Here is an 18071-nt window from a genome sequence, read left to right as displayed (position 1 = left end):
CTCTTATTGAATGCTTCGGTAAAATTCATAATTCGTTTTTACTCAAAAGTACAAATTATGTATTTTTGTTTGCAGCCTTGTGCTGCGGTAAGAATAATCCGGGCTAAAAAGGGCTCTGAAATCTATCTCCCGGTTGTTTTTCAAACAAGGAATTAAATATTGTTTTCAGTCAATATTGTGGTAACCTAAAATTATCAATCGAGTAAGTTAATACTGATTCAAAGATACTTTAACTATTTTTCATCCAGAAAGCCCGATTTATTTTTGTTCTTGTAATAATCGTTCGACTTTATCATCAACCACTCGGCGCAATTTTCAAAGGAGTGGATTTATTGCAAAATAATTCTTATTTTTACTACACTAAAACAATTGGATGTATAAATTTAATTCGGATTCGGTGCGCTAAATAACCTGTGGTTTTTGCCACTGGTTATCCCTCCAGTAAACGCTGTCCTGTTCAGGATAGAGTATTTTCATTTTTAAAAATTATTTATTGGCCGGAACAGAAATTTTGAGATCTAACTTTCCGGCAAAACACAAAAAAATAAAATCATGAGTAATGATAATAAATCCATTCACGAATTCGATTTCGATTTAATCTGTGAATATTTTTCTTTCATTGAAAGACAGGGGCCGGGCAGTCCGGAAGTAACACGTAAAGCACTAAGCTTTATTGATAATCTGAATGACAAGTCGCGCATTGCCGACCTTGGCTGCGGAACCGGTGGACAGACGATGGTGTTGGCACAAAACGCACCGGGACAATTTACCGGGGTCGATTTGTTTTCCAAATTTATTGACCTGTTCAACCAAAATACTAAAAAGCTGAATCTTCAAAACAGGGTGAAAGGCATCACCGGATCAATGGAAAACCTTCCTTTTCAGGAGGAAGAATTCGACCTGATTTGGTCTGAGGGAGCAATCTACAATATCGGTTATGAACGGGGCTTAAACGAATGGAGGAAATCCCTGAGCCCCGGAGGTTTTATCGCTGTTTCGGAAGCATCGTGGTTCACTGAAAAAAGGCCGGAAGAAATCCATAAATTCTGGATGGAAGCTTATCCGGAAATAGACACTATACCCAACAAAGTGGCGCAACTGCAAAAAGCCGGGTATGTTCCGGTGGCCACTTTTATTCTGCCTGAAAACTGCTGGACGGAACATTTTTACGTTCCGCAGGTGGCAGCACAGAAAGCCTTTCTGAAAAAATATGCCGGCAACAAAACGGCCGAAGAGCTGATTGCCAACCAACGGCACGAAGCGGAGTTATATTCAAAGTATAGCGCATATTATGGGTATGCATTTTATATTGGGAAAAAGCTATGAAAAGCGAGTCATGCCCTCACAGCGAGTGGGAGAATGGCTGAAATCAAAGTTATCCATCGAGCGGTTTGAAACCGCTTGACGGATTACAGCGGCTGTGTCAATTCTTCCAAAAAAGCCAGCAGCTCTTCCGAAAGCAGTGGTTTCAGTTCTTCCCTCACTTTTATGTGGTAACTGTTCAGCCAGTCGATTTCGTTTTCGGTCAGAAGATCTTTGTCGATTAACGAAGTGTCGATCGGACAAAGCGTCAATGTATCAAATCCGAGGAATTTACCAAAATCAGTATTTCCCTGTTCCACGCACACTATCATATTTTCAGTGCGGATGCCGTATTCGCCTTCGCGATAAAGACCGGGTTCGTTGGACATCACCATTCCTGGTTTTAGGGGCACCGGATTAAACTCCTGGCGGATGGACATCGGCCCTTCGTGTACATTCAGGAAATGCCCCACCCCATGGCTGGTTCCGTGCCCGTAATTGAGTCCGTTCTCCCAAAGCGCCTTGCGGGCCAGCACATCGAGGTTCGCGCCTTTTGTTCCTTCCGGAAATACAGCCATCGTTAATGCTATCATGCCTTTCAGCACCAGCGTAAAATCGGTTTTTTGTTGCGGCGTGACTTCACCCAGCGCCACTGTACGAGTGATGTCGGTAGTTCCGTTTAAATACTGGCCGCCGGAATCGAACAGCAAAATTCCCTCTTTTTCCAAAGGAAGTGCATCGTCCGGCCCCACATTCAGGTGCACAATGGCACCGTGTTCTTTGTACCCCACAATTGGCGGAAAACTTTCGCCCCGGAATCCATCTTGTTTTGCACGGCATTCAGCCAGTTTTTGGGCCACGGTGTATTCCGTAATTTCTTTTTTACCGATGTTGTTTTTCAGCCAAAACAATACTTCCATTAGTGCGGCACCATCTTTCTTCATCGCCTCACGAAATCCGTTCAGTTCGGTCTCGTTTTTTTGTGCTTTCAGCATTGAAATAACCGAAGTTTCTTCTTGCAGGAAATTACCATCATGAAGCGCATCCCAAACCGCATAATTGGCGGAAGAAGTATCGATTAAAGTTTTTCGGCCTTTTACTGATTTCAGCCATTTCCAGAATTCAGCATAATTAAAAATTTCAACCCGTTCTTTTTCAAGCAGGCCCCTCAATTCTGCCGAAATTTTCGCAGGATCTATAAACAATGCTGCTTCATTTTTTCCGACTACGCCATAACCAGTAAAAACCGGGTTGTAAGCAATGTCTGACCCGCGCAAATTGAAAACCCAGGCCAGTTCGTCGAGGGCAGTAACCACCTGAAAATCGGCAGTCGCTTCTTTTAATTTCGAAGCCACTAACTCCCTTTTTTCTTTTCGCGACCAACCGGCATATTTTGTCTCCAGTTCAATGATTTCATCTTTGGAAATTTCGGGACGGGTTTCCCAGATTTTCTCAAATAAATCTGATGTTTGCACTGTACCGATTCCCTTTTTCAGCAACGAATTGTTCAAACTGCGATATCCGGCCACTGTCAATGTTTGCGGGTCAAACCCTACCTTGCTGCCGGAGTCCAGCTTTTTTGCCAGCCACTCCTCGGGTAAAATGGCATCCGGAACGCGTAGTTTAAACATTTTTATACCGGAACCTTTCAATTGTTCTTCGGCCTGAAGGAAATAGCGACTATCAGTCCACAATCCGGCCTCTTCCTGGGTTACCACCACTACTCCGTACGACCCGGTAAACCCGGAAATAAATGCACGTGTTTGCCATCGGTCGGGCAGGTATTCACTGGCGTGCGGGTCGGTACCCGAAATGTACCAGGCATCGAGATCGTGCTTTAACATTTCCATTCGCAGTGTTTTCAGGCGGTTTCGTATTTCGTTCATTTTAAAAAATATTGTTTGACAAATGATTTAATTGATGGGGCAGGAATTTGCGTGTAATCGATTTCATCTTCAGCAAAAAACCGGTAATCAAGGATGTCATCCATAGCTACCAGTCCGGTAACCGATTCAGGAACAACGCGAAAAGCCATATCGAGTGTAAAAACGCTGTATCCTGAAAATATATATTCGTTGGGCGCCGAACCAATGTATTCGAGTGATTTCACTTTCATCGAAAGTTCTTCTTCGAGTTCTCGTTTTACTGCATTTTCAGCCGATTCACCCGGATCAATAAATCCGCCCGGAAGATCGAGCTTACCGGAATCGGGCTCCACTGCGCGGGTAGTCAGCATTAATTTACCTTCTCCATCGGTTACCAAAGCTGCAACGGCCGCTGCCGAATTGAAAAAAAAATGAAAACTGCACTGATCGCACTTTAACGACCTGTCGCCCGACTGATGAAATTCAGGTGAACCACATTTCGGGCAAAACTTTAATACGTTTAAAGGATGTGTAATCTGCATTAATCAATAATCTCTATGGCTTTCAGCCAGTTATAAAAAAGGTCGGGCCACTGGTCGGCCGGCTGGTTGTGTTTGGTAATTCCAAAACCGTGTCCGCCTTCAGCAAATATATGCATTTCGGCCGGCACACTGTTTTCTTTCAGTGCCAAATAAAATTCTACCGAATTCCGGGGTGGCACACCTGAATCGTCATCGGCCAACACCAAAAATGTGGGAGGTGTTTCGGATGATACATGCAATTCATTGGAATATTTTTCCACCATTTTCCAGTTGTTTCCTTCGCCTATCAGATTTTTGCGCGATCCCATGTGGCCAAATTCTTCACGAAACGTAATGACCGGGTAAAGCAACAACATAAAATCGGGGCGACTGCTCATTTTTTCTACTTCAGTTTGAGCAGACAAATTTCCGTAATCGAAATGGGTTCCAACGGTGGAAGCGAGGTGACCGCCGGCTGAAGAACCTGCAATCCCGATTTTATCCGGATGGATTCCCCAATCAGTTGCGTTTCTACGTACAATTTTGATGGCTTGCCGGGCATCAGACGAGGGCACTTCGTGGTTTCCGTATGGCAGCCGGTATTTCAGAACAATTCCGGCCACTCCTTTGGATTTCAGCCATTCGGCAATGTCATATCCTTCGTGGTCCATGGCTTCAATCCAGTAGCCGCCACCCGGGCAAATCACCACTGCTGCACCTGTATTATTTTTCTCATCAGGCAAATACACATACATTTCGGCCTCGGAAACATTCCGCACCCGCACGCCCTCGTACTTTTCTTCGGGCTCGGTCATTCCGTTGTCGTTGGGCGCTCCGTTGGGCCATACTTTTATAACTTTATCCTGGGCATAAAGGGAAAATGACATAAAAACGAAAATAAAAAAAGAAATTAGTTGTTTCATTATGTTTAATTTTACTCACAAAGGCGCAAAGACGCCAATGAATATTATTTTGATTTTGCTCCTACAAAGTAATGTTCTTTATCAGAAAATAACACGTTAAAGGTGGTGAGTGAACCGTAAATCCGTGTAATATATTGCTGGAGGTTCACTTTATCTTCGTCGCTCAGTTCTTTATGGCTGTTGATGTTTTGTTCCAGCACACGCAAACGGTCGCGCAGCATCACAATTTTATGAAAGAAAGCTTCCACCGGAATTTCTTTTGGCTTAAGTTCGGAATTTGCGGGTTGTAGAAGCAATTTACCACCGTGCCATTTTTCGCCCAACGGAACCACTTCGCTCAAAGCTCCGTACTGGTCGAGCACATAAGTAAGAACTTTTTCAAAATCGACAACAGAAAGCCCTGTTTTTGCAGGAGCTTCGTCGTTTTTTTCCAGAACTGTTAAGTCAGTATTTCGCTTGGTGATTTCAATTTTTCCGCCCCGTTCAAAAAAAATCTCGTATGCGGTAAGGTTGTTTTTGCTAATAATTCCTTCGCCGTAACGCGGATGTTCAACGCGCGTTCCAACCGTTAATTCTTCCATTGCTTTTCAAGTTTAAAAAATCGAAACATAAAAGTAAAAATAATTCCATCAGGAAAACATGTCAGAATAAAAAACTTCCAAACGTGTAAAATGTTATTTTTGCACGATGATTTTCAAATTACTTTTCGAGGGAGTTTTAATGGGTTTTCTGGCCTCGGTTTTACTGGGACCAACCGGAATCCTGGTTATCCAGCGCACTGTCAATCAAAACCACCTTTCTGGAATGCTTTCGGGAATGGGCGCGGCCATTTCCGATACTATTTATGCCGGCATTTCCGGGTTTAGCGTAGCGGTGATTTTTCATTTCATCCGCGAAAATGAAGTTCTTTTAAAAACCGGGATTTCGATTATCCTGCTTTTACTGGGAGTAATCATTTTGTTTTCCAACCCCGATAAATATTCGCAAAAGGAAATAAACAGCAGTAAAAATTATTTCAAAAATTTCATTACCACATTTTTGGTAGCTGCATCCAACCCGCTGATTATGTTTGTACACCTTTCGCTTTTTGCCGTTTTTGGGATTGCGCTCGATATAAAAAACCCGGCAGGGGCGCTTGTCATTTTATCCGGTTTTTTCCTGGGGGCGCTCGTCTGGTGGTTCAGTCTTACAGGAGTAATCAGTAAATTCAAAAATAAAATCAGCAAAAAAATATTTCTTCAGTTTAACCGGATTGCCGGAAGCACTATAATTCTGATTGTATTAGGGTCACTTCTTTTCTTTTTTCTGAATTAAATTTAAAACCGGTTTTATTTGAAGGGTGAATCGGGTTCGCTGGCAAACATATTGTAATTCAGTTTATCCAGGAACCTGGGCATTATTTTCGAGAGAAACACCGTAAACTTACCTTCGAGAAAAGTGAGGATCAGTTGCCGTTTTCGTTTTTCAACTGCTCTGTAAATGTGATGGGCGCATTCTTCGGCCGACATCATTTTGTTTTCGTTGCGGGGTGTTTCGCCCTGTTTGTTGCCGTTGGCAGTAAGGGCTGATTTGCGAATTTCGGAGGCAGTGAACCCGGGAGCGGCAATTAAAACATGGAGACCGGTTTTAAGGTTTTCAATCCTGAGTGTTTCGAGAAAACCGCGCACCGCAAATTTAGAAGCGGAATAGCCTGCGCGGCCGGGCAAACCAACGTAACCACCCACTGAAATTACCCCAACCAACGAACCTTTTTGTTTTAAAAGATGCGGCAATGCATATTTTGTACAATTCACAGTCCCCCAGTAATTCACATTCATTAACTGGTGCATCACTTCCATTTCGGTGTTGTTAAAAAGTGCCCGCATGGAAATCCCTGCATTATTAATGAGTACATCGATTTGGCCAAATTTCTCAATCGCCTTATTTATTAGAATCCTGCAATCTTCCGGCTTTGTAACATCCGTTTTTACCGGAAGCACATTGTCCGGCCCCAATTTTTTTTGAAGCTCCAGAAGGCGGTCTTCGCGGCGTGCTGCAATAACTACATTCCAGCCTTCGTTAATGTATTTAACAGCCAGTGCCTTACCGATTCCGGAAGAAGCCCCGGTAATAATTACTACTTTATTTTGCATAAAATTCCCGAGCGGTTTGTTTTGACTGCGAAAGTACGAAAAAAACGAAACCGGGAAAGAAAAGATTTGTAATATAATTCAGCAATAAAATAACTGCACCGTACATTATTAACAAAAAACAAAAGGCGCCATTTCCGGCGCCTTGCTTTTTTACTTCAAATTGAGACAATGCATCTCAACCCTAAAACAAAATTATTACTCATCTACGTTTTCTTCGTCATCGTCTTCCGGAGCAAGCACAAAATCCTGCACTGTAACTTCTCCTTTTTCAACAGTCACCTCCACCTGCTGCTCAATATATTCATCCATGTCGGAAACCAGGGTATAATTCCCCGGAAGGATTCCAATCATTGCATAAAACCCATCTTCGTTTGTAATTGCTGTAATAACCGTGTCTTCGCCCGAAAGAAGTGTCAAGCGGGCATTTTCCAGCACGACATCGGAAGTATCAGAAACAATTCCTTCAACCTGGCCGGTTGTTGCCTGATAGTTGGGAACTGCTCTTACTACAGGTTTAAAAATAAACCCCTTCACTTTCCCTTTGCTCAGGTTTCCGCGCACCACAAACGAGCGGCTCACGTCAAAATCGAGTAAAACTTCTGAATAGCTGCCGTCGCCAACCGTAAGGTAAGGATCAAGCTTTATCTTCAAACCGCTGGCATCACCGCTCGGTACTTTTAAATCGTATTCTGCTCCACTGGTTAAAACAATACCGGCATCGACAACATGCAACCTGATTTCGTCGTAATTGTCCACAGGAATTTCCTGTTCACCCAAAATAGCCGTTTGGCCATTTTTTAGATCAAGTAAATTGAATGTCACTGTATCTTCCAGGTCAAACAAAATATGAGTGGAATCAGACTCGTGAATTTTCTGGCCTTCCTGTTCATTTTCTCCGTCGTACCTGAGCAGCTGGACCCAATCGACAGAAATGTTGGCCTCCGCCACAGATTTAGCAGGAAACGGGGCATCGGTAAGTTTCAAAACCACGTATCCATTTCCCGGTTCGGTATCAGGGTTTAAATCAGAATCAGAAGATTCGTTGCATCCAATTACAAGTCCCAAAATTGCAAACAGCGAAATCAATCCTAAAATTCTCGTTTTCAACAATTGTTTCTTTTTTGTTTTCATAATCATCTTCATTTAATAGTTAAAAATTTTTATTCTGTAATCATCTTCAAATTCGTAATTTAACCGGAGCGATTCACACACTATTTGCAATGCGCTTTCAAGGTTTGCAGTTTGGATGCTTCCGGAAAAGGTTTTTGTTATTCCGGGTTGCAAATTAATTTGGACTTTAAAAAAATCTTCAATTCGCTGAACAACTTCGGTGAGCGGTGCGCTGGTGAAATTTTTAGAGAACAGCGCAAAATCAGGAAATTGAACGGATTCATCAAACCGGCTTTTATTTGCAGTACTTTCATCTCCTGCAAATTGCGTCCCCGGCTCCAGTATCCAGGATTTATTTTCAAATTCGGTTTCTACCTTTCCCTGGTAACATTTTACATTCAATCTGCTATTTTTACCGGAAACCAAAAACCGGGTACCTAAAACCCTGACAATCCCATTATCTGTTTTGACTACAAAACCATCTCCTTTTTCAACTTCGAAATACGCTTCACCTTCAAGTGCCACCTGCCGTTTTCTGAAATACTTTCCGAATTCGGCATTACTGCCGCTGCGCAAAACAATCCGCGAATCGTCGGGCATTCGGTAAGTGAGGATTTTGGAATCTCCGGCAGAAATGGCAATTGTTGCCGTGAAGAAATAGAATGCCAGTAAAACGGCAACCGTGGCAGCAGCCGAAATACCTGCGGCTCGGAACCAGTTGATTTGGCGAACAGATTTTGTTTCTTTCCGTTCAATTTTATTTAAAACAGTGCCCAGTACTTCCTCCTTGTCCACATTGGGATTTACGTGGTACTGGCTGATAAGCATATCAGCCTTTTCCGAAATTGATTGATTATTTTTATTCTTATCCATTAAGACAAAAAGTTTTCCCGAACACTATTTTTACTAATTTGTATCACACTATGTATCCACCAAGTTTGATTTACCCTACCCAGAAATGGTATTTTTTTTGAAATATAATTTGACTAACCGCACCAACTAACTACAAATCAATAATTATCAGCGCACTACAAGATAATCAGGAAAAGGATATCAATTTATTGAAACTGCACATTCATGAAAAAAACAGGAGTAAACCCGAGTGCAGAAATATCGGAACGCACGGTCATGGAACCTGATTCGGAAGAAAACCGGAGGTAATTTACTTCCACCACATTTTCGCGGTTAAAAACATTAAGCATTGAAACACCGCCGTTTAAAACAAACCTCGACAACACCACTTTTTTCGACAGTGCAAAATCGAGCTGTGAAAAATAGTCAGATCGTTGAAAACCTTCCTCTCCGTTGGAAGTCTGCAACCTCAAAACAGGCAATCCGCTTGCTATTTGCCAGCTTCCGGTGAGGGTCCAGTTTCGCCAGTTCACCATTTCGGTAATCTTCATCCGGTGAGGCCGGTCGTTGTAATCGGGAAACCAATCGTCCCCCAGAATGCCTTCAGTTTTCACTTCCGCAGACGACAGCGAATAGCTAATCATGTGGTTAAAATGTCGCTGTTTTTTCTGGATAAACAAGTCCAGTCCCTGGTTTTTCTCTTCGGTTTTGTGGGGCAAATACGCTACGGTAAGGTCGCTCCCTCTTCGAACTTCTTCAGCAAATAAATTTACCCTGCCCGATGCATTTTTCAAATAGGTTTCAATATCGATAAACCATCCCCTGTTTTCATATTTTATTCCGCCAATGTAATGTTCGCTTTTTACAGTTCCACGACCATCGTTTTCGGGCAGGTACCAAACCTGGTTAAAATAGCCCTGGCTGTCGAAGCGTTTAATGCCCGACAAAAACTGGTAGTAAACGCCCGACAAAGCATAGATTTTGAGTCCGCTGAACGGATGAAATTCCAAACCACCGCGGGGTTGCCAGTAGGTTTTCCCAATTGCCAAATCGATATCGGTGCGCAATCCCCATCTAAAATGAAATTTCTCATTTAATTCGATGCGCTGCTGAAAAAAGGCATTCATCATTTTCAGTGTTGATTCACTGGCAATGGCATCAATTTCAATTTCGGCGCCGGTACGTTCCGCGTAAAAATCGTATGTAAATTTATTGGTGGTGATTCCGGCCCCCGCCTCATTTTCAAAATTTCCCTTCTTGAATGTGGTTTTCCAGCCGATCCTGAATTCCTCGAGATAATTGAAGCCGTTATCAATGTCGAAAACTTCGCGGGTGAATGTGCGTTCTTTTGTTTTGGCGAGGCCTTTTCCCTTGCCAACACCCTGCCCCGGGTTTTCAATTATTTCAGTAACCTCCTGCAGTTCGCCTGTTTCGTCAATTCGTTCACTTTCAAGGGTTGACATTCCGGCAGAAAGGGAATGAAACCAATTGCCGGTTGCCTGCCATTTCCAGTTGAAACTCGCCCCTGTATTTTTGCCATTCGTCCGTTCATTTCGATAGTAATCGTTTGTTTGAACCAACTCAAAATCCCTGCTCTGTTCATCGTTTCCATACAAAATATTCAGGTTGAACTCCAGTTTTTCGGAAGGATGAAAACTGATTTTGGCATTCACATCGTTATATTTAACGGTTGGAATGATGGAAGAAGTAACCGGATTATCCTCACTTGCAATTACATCGTCGATGAGCCGGTAATAGAGGTAATTCTGCCATTGATCGATAAACGACCGGCGCCAGGCTGCGGTTACCGAAAATTTTTCGGTAAGTGGAACACTTGCCAGCACATTTGTATTGAGCAGGTTGGCTGACACATCGAAATAAGGATTTTTGTTTTCGCCCGACTTCCCGGTTATTTGAATTAATCCGGCCACGCGGCCGCCGTACGCAGCATCGAATCCCCCTCTGGAAACAAATGCCTGGTTCACAAACTTGGAGTTCAGCACACTCATATTCCCCAGCAAATGGTTGGTTTCGAGCACCGGAATGCCGTCGAGCAGCACCAGGTTATCGGTGGGCGAACTGCCCCTGATGGAGAGGCCGGAAATACCGCCCTGCAAAAAATTCACCCCCGGAATAATTTGCAGTGCATTTCCCAAATCATCGTTCGAAATTCGTGGGATCTCTGAAGATTTCAATGGGTTAAAACTGATTCGGTCCACAAATGGTGAGGCCTGTAAAACTTCTTTTTCGTAATGGATAACCTGGACCGGGGCTAACACAATTTCCAGTGGTTCAAGCGCAATTACCAGATCCGTTGAAGGAGCCACCAGCGTGTCAAGCCGCTGAAAACCAACATAACTGACAGAAATCAAAACTGAATCGGTTGCCGGTATTTCAAAACTAAAGAATCCCAGCTCATTGGTCATTCCTCCCCTGTCGCCGGAAGTGGCCACGTTGCAGTAAATCAAATTTTCGCCGGTTGTTTTATCTTTCACAAAACCGGACAAAACAGCCGCTTCAGGTTTTTTCTCTTTCGTTTCCGAAACAACAGGCAAATCGGCTACCAGCACCCAGGTTCCGTCAATATTTTTCGACCGGATGAAATATTCTTCTTCCAGTAATTCCAAAAATTCCCTGAGCGTGGCATCCTGCAAATTAAAATTTGTTTTTATGTTTTGAAAAGCACCTGAATTGAATGCAAATTTGGTTTCATAGCGGTTGCTTATTTCCTCCAAAACCGATGCCAGCGAATTTCCTTCCGAAGAATAATTTATGACCCGATCCTGCGCTCCCGCTTTCAGAAAGGTGATTATGAAAAACAAAATCAGGATACTATTTTGAATCGATCTTTTCAAAACCTCTTGCGTTTTCCGTTTTATCAAATTAAATTTTCTTGCCCAGTTTTTCATTCAGAACAGCTAACGCCCTGCTCATTCGTTTTTCAACCGCTTTCACACTAAGCTGCAAATTACCGGCTATTTCACTGTACGACATTCCGTCAATCCGGTGCATAAGAAAAACCGTTCTGCTTTTTTCAGGGATTTCTGAAATAACCTGCTGCAGCTTTTGATCAAACTCTTTCATTTCCATAATATATTCCGGCGATTTGTTTTCAGTATTATCAAAAAAAGCCGACCGGAATTTCAATTCATTTTTCACCCGGCGTCTGCTTTTCAGAAAATTATTTTTTGCAATGGTAAATAAAAAAGCACTGACAGTTTCCTCTTTCACGTCAGCCTGTTTTTCCCAAAGCCGAAGAAACACATCCTGCACCAAATCCTCAGCAAACTCCATATCACCCGAAAGGTAATACAAGTAGTTCCGGATATATTCATAGTTTGCATTGAAAATATCCTTAAACCAGGTTTTTGCATCGATTCTGTGTTTCTTCAAAATTTACACTTTATACTTTCAAATTTACTGAAAGAAAACCCAAAGTTAGCTGTATTATTGCCAAATACGTATTCTGATTTTTCAGGAACATCATAAAAAAAGCCACAATCGTTAGCCTTTTCGCTTTAACAATTGTGACAAATCTCCGTCAATATTTAATTCACTGGTTACTCTTTCACCGAAAATTTATAGATGGTAGTCGATTTAAAAACTTTGCCCGGTTGAAGTAAAGTTGAAGGAAAATCCGGCTGATTTGGACTGTCGGGGAAATGTTGAGTTTCGAGGCAAAAACCGGTACGTTTGGTGTAAGCCACCCCGCTGTTTCCAATTTCAGTACCCTGCAAATGATTTCCAGTGTAAAGTTGTACACCCGGTTCGGTAGTAAAAACTTCCATGTACCTCCCGCTTTCGGGTTCAAAAGCGCTGGCGGCAAAAGCCAGTTCGCCCGGCTGCTTGTTAATCACATAATTGAAATCGTAACCGGCTCCGTAATTAAGCTGAGGATAATCCGCATCAATACGTTCTCCAATGGTGTGCGGAGAAGTAAAATCGAGCGGGGTTCCTTTAATGTCTGCAATCTCACCGGTAGGAATCATGCTCTCATCCACAACAGGTGTCGATTTGTCGGCATTTATAACCAGCACGTGGTCGAGGATTTTCCCGTTCCCTTCGCCTTTCAAGTTGAAATAGCTATGGTTGGTCACATTGATATGGCAGGCTTTATCGGTAGAAACTTCATAGTCGAGTTTCAATTCATTATCATCAGTAAGCGTGTAAGTCACTTTTACGGTTTTATTCCCGGGAAAGCCAAATTCACCGTCGGGGCTTTTGAGTGAGAATGTAGCCACATTTCCGTTTTTTTCGTAGTTCCACACTTTGCGATACCAGCTGTCGGGCCCCGAGTGCAAACAGGCCTCGCCATTATTTACCGGCAACTGATAGGTTTCTTCACCAATGGTGAATTGCGCATTGGCAATGCGATTGGCAAACGGTCCAACCACTGCGCCATGACTTGCACCGTAACGCTGGTAATCTTCAATGGAATTGAACCCCAGCAACACATCATTAAAAATTCCATTTTTATCCGGAACATAAACCGAAATAATTTTCGCTCCGTAATTGGTTAGTGTAACAACCATCCCGTTCTTGTTCTCCATTTTAAACATCCGGGTAGTTTCTCCATCAATAATTCCTTCGAAATCAGCTTTTGAATAAGGCATATCAATTTCATTTTCAGTAGTACCGGAGCACGCGGCAAAAGATGTAACCAAAATTAATAGTGACAGTATCTTCATAATTATTTAAAATTTGGGAATAAAAGTACAAAATCATTATGAAAATCAGGTTCTTTATAAAACATAAAACTTAAAAACAATACTGATTTAAACTTGATTTTAAAAAAATATTCAATAAACATTGGGTCATATTTTAAATCCTATATTCAAAAGTTTTAACTTTTATTAATATATTTGTTCTTTGAATATACAAAATCCAAACATGAACATGGAATTTTTTTTAATTCTGTTAGCTGTTTTTCTGAGCTTTATGCTGGTCATTATTTCTATTCCCCCAATTTTAAGAGTTGCAAGAGAGAAAAAACTTTTTGACACTATTAACAACAGAAAAATTCACACAACGCCCACCCCACCTTTAGGGGGTGTTGCAATTTTCATAGGATTTGTACTAAGTACTATTATTGCTACTAACGGTTACAGTTTTGAATCGCTCAAATACATTGTTGCCTCCATAATCCTTATGTTCTTTATTGGATTGAAGGATGATCTACTGGCTATTTCGGCAAGGAAAAAAATTGTGGTTCAGCTATTTGCAGCCATGTTGCTAATTTTATTAGGAAATCTGCAAATTACAAATCTTCATGGTATCTTTGGAGTTTACCAAATCCACAGTGCTATTGGAGTTTTACTGACCCTCTTTATAATTCTCGCCATTGTTAATGCCTATAACCTTATTGACGGCATTGACGGACTTGGCAGCGGGTTAGCCATATTTGCATCATCGCTTTTTGGGTGGTGGTTTTTTATTGTCGGTCAATTTCAATTTGCAATTATGTCTTTCGCACTGACAGGCAGCCTTATGGGGTTCTTCCTTTTTAATGTATTCGGTAAAAGAAATAAACTCTTTATGGGGGATGCCGGGTCGTTGGTTATTGGACTAATAATTTCAGCAATAATCATAAAATTCAATGAATTTAATATAATAAAAACCGGGCAATACTCAGTAGTTGCGGCACCGGCAGTCTCCTTTTCCCTGGTTATGGTTCCGTTAATCGATACTTTTCGGGTAATTACCATCAGGCTTTGGAATAAAAAATCACCATTTCATCCCGACAATAATCATATTCACCACCGGTTACTTGCCTTGGTTCCCAGCCACCTGAAAGTGACCATTATCATAATAATTGCAAATATATTTTTGATGGGTTTTGCTTTGCTGCTAAACAATTTAATGCTGAATGTAACCTTTCAGTTTTTAGCAATTTTTTTATTTGGTATTTTCCTTTCGTTTGTACCATCCATGATTTTACGAATAAAGCATGTAAAAATGCCAGCGGAAGGAAAAATAGTTAAACATACTTCTTAAAACCCTGTATTTTTAACTCCCTTAGAGTTTTCTTGTTATCTCAGTTAAAGCTGAATCAGCAGGACTTTTTCTTCCTCATCCCTGATGATGTCAACAGAGATAACCTGACCGGCTTCAAGGTTTTGCAGGCGGTTTATGTAATTATAAGCATTAATCAGCATATTAAAAAAGGAGTTCTGTATATTTACGGTCGTAAAAAGAAGGGGGTAATACATTGATTTCATTTGGCACAAATTATTGGTTTTTTATATTGCTGGCTATACTAATTGCAGCTGTCGGCATCGTTTCTATACTTTATTTTAAAAACAAAGATAACAGGGAGCTAACCAAAACCCAAGTTCGCATTTTAATGGTTTTGCGGTTCATCTCCTTTTTTCTGATTGCCTTTTTGCTGTTGTCGCCATTTATAAAAAACCTGAAACGCATTGTTCAAAACCCGATTGTGATTGCAGCGTGGGATAATTCCGGGTCGGTAATTGCCGATGCCGATTCAGCAACTGCTGCCCAGTCGGTTAACGAAATCAAAGAACTTGTCGAAAGCGAGTTAGGCGACCAATATACTGTTGTAAACTACACTTTCGGGCAGGACATCAAACTGGACGGTGACCTGAATTTTGCTGAAAAGAAATCCGATTACAGCGAGCTTTTAACTACCATCAGCAACAATCATTTTAATGAAAATATTGGCGCTGTAGTCATTGCCGGCGACGGAATTTACAACCAGGGAATGAACCCGGTGAACATGACCGATGAAATTACTTATCCTGTGTACACAATTGGGATGGGAGATACTACCGTGGTTGCCGATGCCCGGATTCAGGATGTGAAGGTAAACCGGACTTCTTTTTCAGGCAACCGCTTTCCGGTTGAACTCGATACCCGTTTTTCAAAACTGGCCGGGCAGCCGTTAAAACTCTCGGTTTTTCAGGATAATGAAAAACTGGCCGAAACGGTCATCACCCCACCCAACAACGATTATTTCTTTTCGCACCAGTTTATACTCGACTCGGGCGACCCCGGACTGAAACATTTTACCGCCACAATTGAAACAACTGAAAATGAACGCAACACAGAAAACAATTCGGCTGGTTTTGTGGTGAATGTTTTGGAGAACAAACAAAAAATACTGATTCTTTCCGAAGGGCCGCATCCCGATAACGGAGCGATAAAAAGCACACTGGAACAACAACAATCCTACGAAGTATCCCTATTTTCGGAAGAACCCTACCCTGCAAATCTGTCCGATTTTAACCTCGTGGTATTAAATCAGCTTCCCAGTTCGGGCATTTCAATGGCCGACATTATCTCTGAATCGCGGAACAGCCGGGTACCGCTGCTGTTTATAGTGGGCAACAAAACATTTCTGCCCCAGTTAAACACACTGGCAACAGGTGTTGAAATAAACCCCATGGCCGGCTCGCCGGAGGAAACCCAGGCAATTGTCAATCCTGCTTACGGCACCTTCTCAATTAGCGAAAATTTCAGGGAGGTTGTTCTACGCTTTCCGCCGCTGCTCGTACCTTTTGCAAATTACAATCTTGAGCCGGGATTTACACCGTTGCTCTATCAAAAAGTAAAAAACATTGAAACATCGAAACCGCTGATTGCAACAGGCACTTTAAACGGCCGGAAAACCGGCTATATTTTTGGTGAGGGAATCTGGCGCTGGAGGCTTTACAACTACTATTTCAACCAAACACACGATGAGTTTAATGAACTAATTAACCAGCTGGTGCAATACCTGGCACTTCGCGAAAATGAAGATAATTTCATGATTGATTTCCAGCCGGTTTATGCCGAGATTGACGATATTGTTTTAAAAGCCGAAGTGTATAACGATGCGTTTGAGCGAATTACAACCGAAGAAGTCAACATAGATATTGTTAACGATACGGGAGAAGAGTTTCATTTCACGTTTGACGTGCAGGGCGACAGCTACACACTTAATGCCGGAAAGCTGCCGGTAGGCAATTACAATTTCACATCGGAGGTAACCATTGGTGACGAAACCTATACCGAAACAAGAAGTTTTGCGGTGACCGCTGTTAACCTCGAAAACGTTGTTACCCGGGCCAACCACCGCATGTTGTATCAACTGGCTTCACAAAGCGGCGGTAACTTTTTCCTTCCCGGCCAGGCCAGTCAGCTGGTTGATGAAATTGAGAACAGTAACCAGTTTAAACCTGTCAGCTATTTTCAGGAAATGGTAAACGAATTGCTAAACCTGCGCTGGCTGTTCTTTGTTTTTTTACTGCTGCTGAGCGTGGAATGGTTTTTGAGAAAATACTGGGGAATTTACTAATTGAGGCTTTAGACAATGAAAAAAAAATTCAGCAAAACAGGAAACTACTTAACAGTATTGATTTTTTTGATACTCGGTTATTCATGTGTTTCCACCCAGTCGTTGCTGATTGAAATACCCGAACCGGCTCCCAAAAATCTTCCGGCAAACATCCAAAGCCTTACCATTGTAACACAGGCAGTCGATAATAACTATTCCGATCTCTCGTCCGATTCACTTCAAAATATATTCTACGAAAAAAATTTCCGCTACGACACTGTTGTTTACGACTTTCAAATGGCAGACACCACGATGAAAGCTTTGGGTGAACTTCTGTTTGAATCGGGAAGATACGATTATGTCATTCCTGAAAACAGGTTTTTGCCCCCGCAAAGGAGTTCGTTCTTCGGACTTCCGCTGCCCTGGGACACGATAAAAAATCTTGCACAAACTTTTGAAACCGATGCAGTGCTTTCGCTCGACCACCTCAAAACCAGGGTGGTAACCGATTACGGAAGTGAATCCTATTTCGACCCCTTTCAGGATGGATTTTTCTCGGCAGCCACTGCGCAAATGCAAATCATGTACGAAGCACTTTTCAGGGTTTATGATCCGGCACAGGAAAAAGTTTTAATGCGTGAATTCCTGCGCGACACGCTCTACTGGGAAGATACCGACGTATCGACCAGAAACCTCTTCACTAAATTTACACCGGTTAAACAAGCACTTACCGAGGCCGGAATTTCCATTGCCCTCGATTTTTCAGAAAAAATTTCGATGATTTGGTTCACTGAACAACGCAACTTTTTCATCAAGGGAAATACTGAAATGAAGCAAGCCACGCAGCTGGCAAACTCTGGCGACTGGCAAACGGCCATTGCCTTGTGGAAAGAGATCAGCGAAAATGCCGGTTCAAAAACATTACGAAGTAAAGCGCAATACAATATCGCCGTCGGTAACGAAATTCTGGGCGATTTAAACGCTGCTGTTTCGTGGGCACTAAAATCGTACAACACCATGTACCGCCCAATTACGTATGAATACTTACAAATTCTGGAAAGAAGAAAAAGCGAACTAAAAAACAAATAACT

General features: G+C 42.1%; 15 protein-coding genes. 5 read left to right on the top strand and 10 right to left on the bottom strand.

Translation table 11 applies throughout. The features are described 5' to 3' along the window. The first annotated feature begins 552 nt into the window (after positions 1-552). Complete coding sequence (locus tag BUC07_RS05885) at positions 553-1326, top strand: class I SAM-dependent methyltransferase (RefSeq protein WP_073167051.1); 774 nt, start codon at positions 553-555, stop codon at positions 1324-1326. Positions 1327-1409: 83 nt separating this feature from the next. Here the strand turns inward: BUC07_RS05885 and BUC07_RS05880 are convergent, their stop codons facing one another. The 4 genes from BUC07_RS05880 to BUC07_RS05865 are packed head-to-tail and all read right to left on the bottom strand — an operon-like array spanning position 1410 to position 5192. Continuing rightward, positions 1410-3188 carry an aminopeptidase P family protein gene (locus BUC07_RS05880; RefSeq protein ID WP_073167048.1) on the bottom strand — a complete coding sequence of 593 codons (1779 nt, stop codon included), beginning with the start codon at positions 3186-3188 and terminating at the stop codon, positions 1410-1412. Next, complete coding sequence (locus tag BUC07_RS05875; protein WP_083578123.1) at positions 3185-3709, bottom strand: NUDIX domain-containing protein; 525 nt, start codon at positions 3707-3709, stop codon at positions 3185-3187. Before BUC07_RS05875 ends, BUC07_RS05880 begins: the two co-directional genes overlap by 4 nt. Next, complete coding sequence (locus BUC07_RS05870; protein ID WP_073167043.1) at positions 3709-4611, bottom strand: alpha/beta hydrolase; 903 nt, start codon at positions 4609-4611, stop codon at positions 3709-3711. The genes BUC07_RS05875 and BUC07_RS05870 overlap by 1 nt, the downstream gene beginning before the upstream one ends. Before the next feature lie 44 nt (positions 4612-4655). Beyond that, a complete protein-coding gene (locus tag BUC07_RS05865; RefSeq protein WP_073167039.1) occupies positions 4656-5192 on the bottom strand; it encodes a hypothetical protein in 537 nt (178 codons plus the stop codon). A 106-nt stretch (positions 5193-5298) separates the two neighbouring features. On the opposite strand from BUC07_RS05865, the gene BUC07_RS05860 reads away from it, so the two are divergent. After that, positions 5299-5925, top strand: a complete 627-nt coding sequence (locus BUC07_RS05860) for a LysE family translocator (RefSeq protein WP_073167036.1) — start codon at positions 5299-5301, stop codon at positions 5923-5925. Between the two features lie 14 nt (positions 5926-5939). On the opposite strand, the gene BUC07_RS05855 is transcribed toward BUC07_RS05860, so the two are convergent. From BUC07_RS05855 to BUC07_RS05825, 6 genes are all read right to left on the bottom strand, one after another. Continuing rightward, a complete protein-coding gene (locus tag BUC07_RS05855; RefSeq protein ID WP_073167031.1) occupies positions 5940-6743 on the bottom strand; it encodes an SDR family oxidoreductase in 804 nt (267 codons plus the stop codon). A 195-nt stretch (positions 6744-6938) separates the two neighbouring features. After that, positions 6939-7874 (bottom strand): DUF4382 domain-containing protein, encoded by a 936-nt coding sequence (locus BUC07_RS05845; RefSeq protein WP_175552474.1) that lies wholly within the window; start codon positions 7872-7874, stop codon positions 6939-6941. 12 nt (positions 7875-7886) lie between these two features. Beyond that, on the bottom strand, positions 7887-8726 hold the full coding sequence (locus BUC07_RS05840; protein WP_073167021.1) for a FecR family protein: 840 nt from the start codon (positions 8724-8726) through the stop codon (positions 7887-7889). A 185-nt stretch (positions 8727-8911) separates the two neighbouring features. Further along, positions 8912-11560 (bottom strand): TonB-dependent receptor, encoded by a 2649-nt coding sequence (locus tag BUC07_RS05835; protein ID WP_175552473.1) that lies wholly within the window; start codon positions 11558-11560, stop codon positions 8912-8914. A gap of 28 nt (positions 11561-11588) precedes the next feature. Beyond that, the gene (locus BUC07_RS05830; RefSeq protein ID WP_073167014.1) at positions 11589-12098 is read right to left on the bottom strand and encodes an RNA polymerase sigma factor; all 510 of its coding nucleotides are present in this window, start codon (positions 12096-12098) and stop codon (positions 11589-11591) included. Positions 12099-12265: 167 nt separating this feature from the next. Beyond that, positions 12266-13393: an aldose epimerase family protein gene (locus tag BUC07_RS05825; RefSeq protein WP_073167011.1), complete on the bottom strand. Its 1128-nt coding sequence runs from the start codon at positions 13391-13393 to the stop codon at positions 12266-12268. Positions 13394-13601: 208 nt separating this feature from the next. Here BUC07_RS05825 and BUC07_RS05820 point away from each other — a divergent pair, with 208 nt between their 5' ends. The 3 genes from BUC07_RS05820 (at position 13602) to BUC07_RS05810 (ending at position 18069) form a co-directional block, all read left to right on the top strand. Then, a complete protein-coding gene (locus BUC07_RS05820) occupies positions 13602-14699 on the top strand; it encodes an MraY family glycosyltransferase (protein ID WP_175552472.1) in 1098 nt (365 codons plus the stop codon). Between the two features lie 250 nt (positions 14700-14949). Then, entirely contained in the window at positions 14950-17001 is a 2052-nt protein-coding gene (locus tag BUC07_RS05815; protein ID WP_139279486.1) for a hypothetical protein, read from the top strand. Between the two features lie 15 nt (positions 17002-17016). Continuing rightward, a complete protein-coding gene (locus BUC07_RS05810; RefSeq protein ID WP_073167000.1) occupies positions 17017-18069 on the top strand; it encodes a DUF6340 family protein in 1053 nt (350 codons plus the stop codon). Positions 18070-18071 lie beyond the last annotated feature (2 nt).

This window comes from Tangfeifania diversioriginum (assembly GCF_900141875.1).
GTDB lineage: Bacteria > Bacteroidota > Bacteroidia > Bacteroidales > Prolixibacteraceae > Tangfeifania > Tangfeifania diversioriginum.
This window is presented reverse-complemented; position numbering and strand designations above follow the sequence as displayed.

Coding starts and splice junctions, on each gene's coding strand:
- BUC07_RS05885 (WP_073167051.1), top strand. CDS start 553: ATGAGTAATGATAATAAATCCATTCACGAATTCGATTTCGATTTAATC.
- BUC07_RS05880 (WP_073167048.1), bottom strand. CDS start 3,188: ATGAACGAAATACGAAACCGCCTGAAAACACTGCGAATGGAAATGTTA.
- BUC07_RS05865 (WP_073167039.1), bottom strand. CDS start 5,192: ATGGAAGAATTAACGGTTGGAACGCGCGTTGAACATCCGCGTTACGGC.
- BUC07_RS05810 (WP_073167000.1), top strand. CDS start 17,017: ATGAAAAAAAAATTCAGCAAAACAGGAAACTACTTAACAGTATTGATT.
- BUC07_RS05825 (WP_073167011.1), bottom strand. CDS start 13,393: ATGAAGATACTGTCACTATTAATTTTGGTTACATCTTTTGCCGCGTGC.
- BUC07_RS05845 (WP_175552474.1), bottom strand. CDS start 7,874: ATGAAAACAAAAAAGAAACAATTGTTGAAAACGAGAATTTTAGGATTG.
- BUC07_RS05820 (WP_175552472.1), top strand. CDS start 13,602: ATGGAATTTTTTTTAATTCTGTTAGCTGTTTTTCTGAGCTTTATGCTG.
- BUC07_RS05860 (WP_073167036.1), top strand. CDS start 5,299: ATGATTTTCAAATTACTTTTCGAGGGAGTTTTAATGGGTTTTCTGGCC.
- BUC07_RS05875 (WP_083578123.1), bottom strand. CDS start 3,709: ATGCAGATTACACATCCTTTAAACGTATTAAAGTTTTGCCCGAAATGT.
- BUC07_RS05870 (WP_073167043.1), bottom strand. CDS start 4,611: ATGAAACAACTAATTTCTTTTTTTATTTTCGTTTTTATGTCATTTTCC.
- BUC07_RS05840 (WP_073167021.1), bottom strand. CDS start 8,726: ATGGATAAGAATAAAAATAATCAATCAATTTCGGAAAAGGCTGATATG.
- BUC07_RS05855 (WP_073167031.1), bottom strand. CDS start 6,743: ATGCAAAATAAAGTAGTAATTATTACCGGGGCTTCTTCCGGAATCGGT.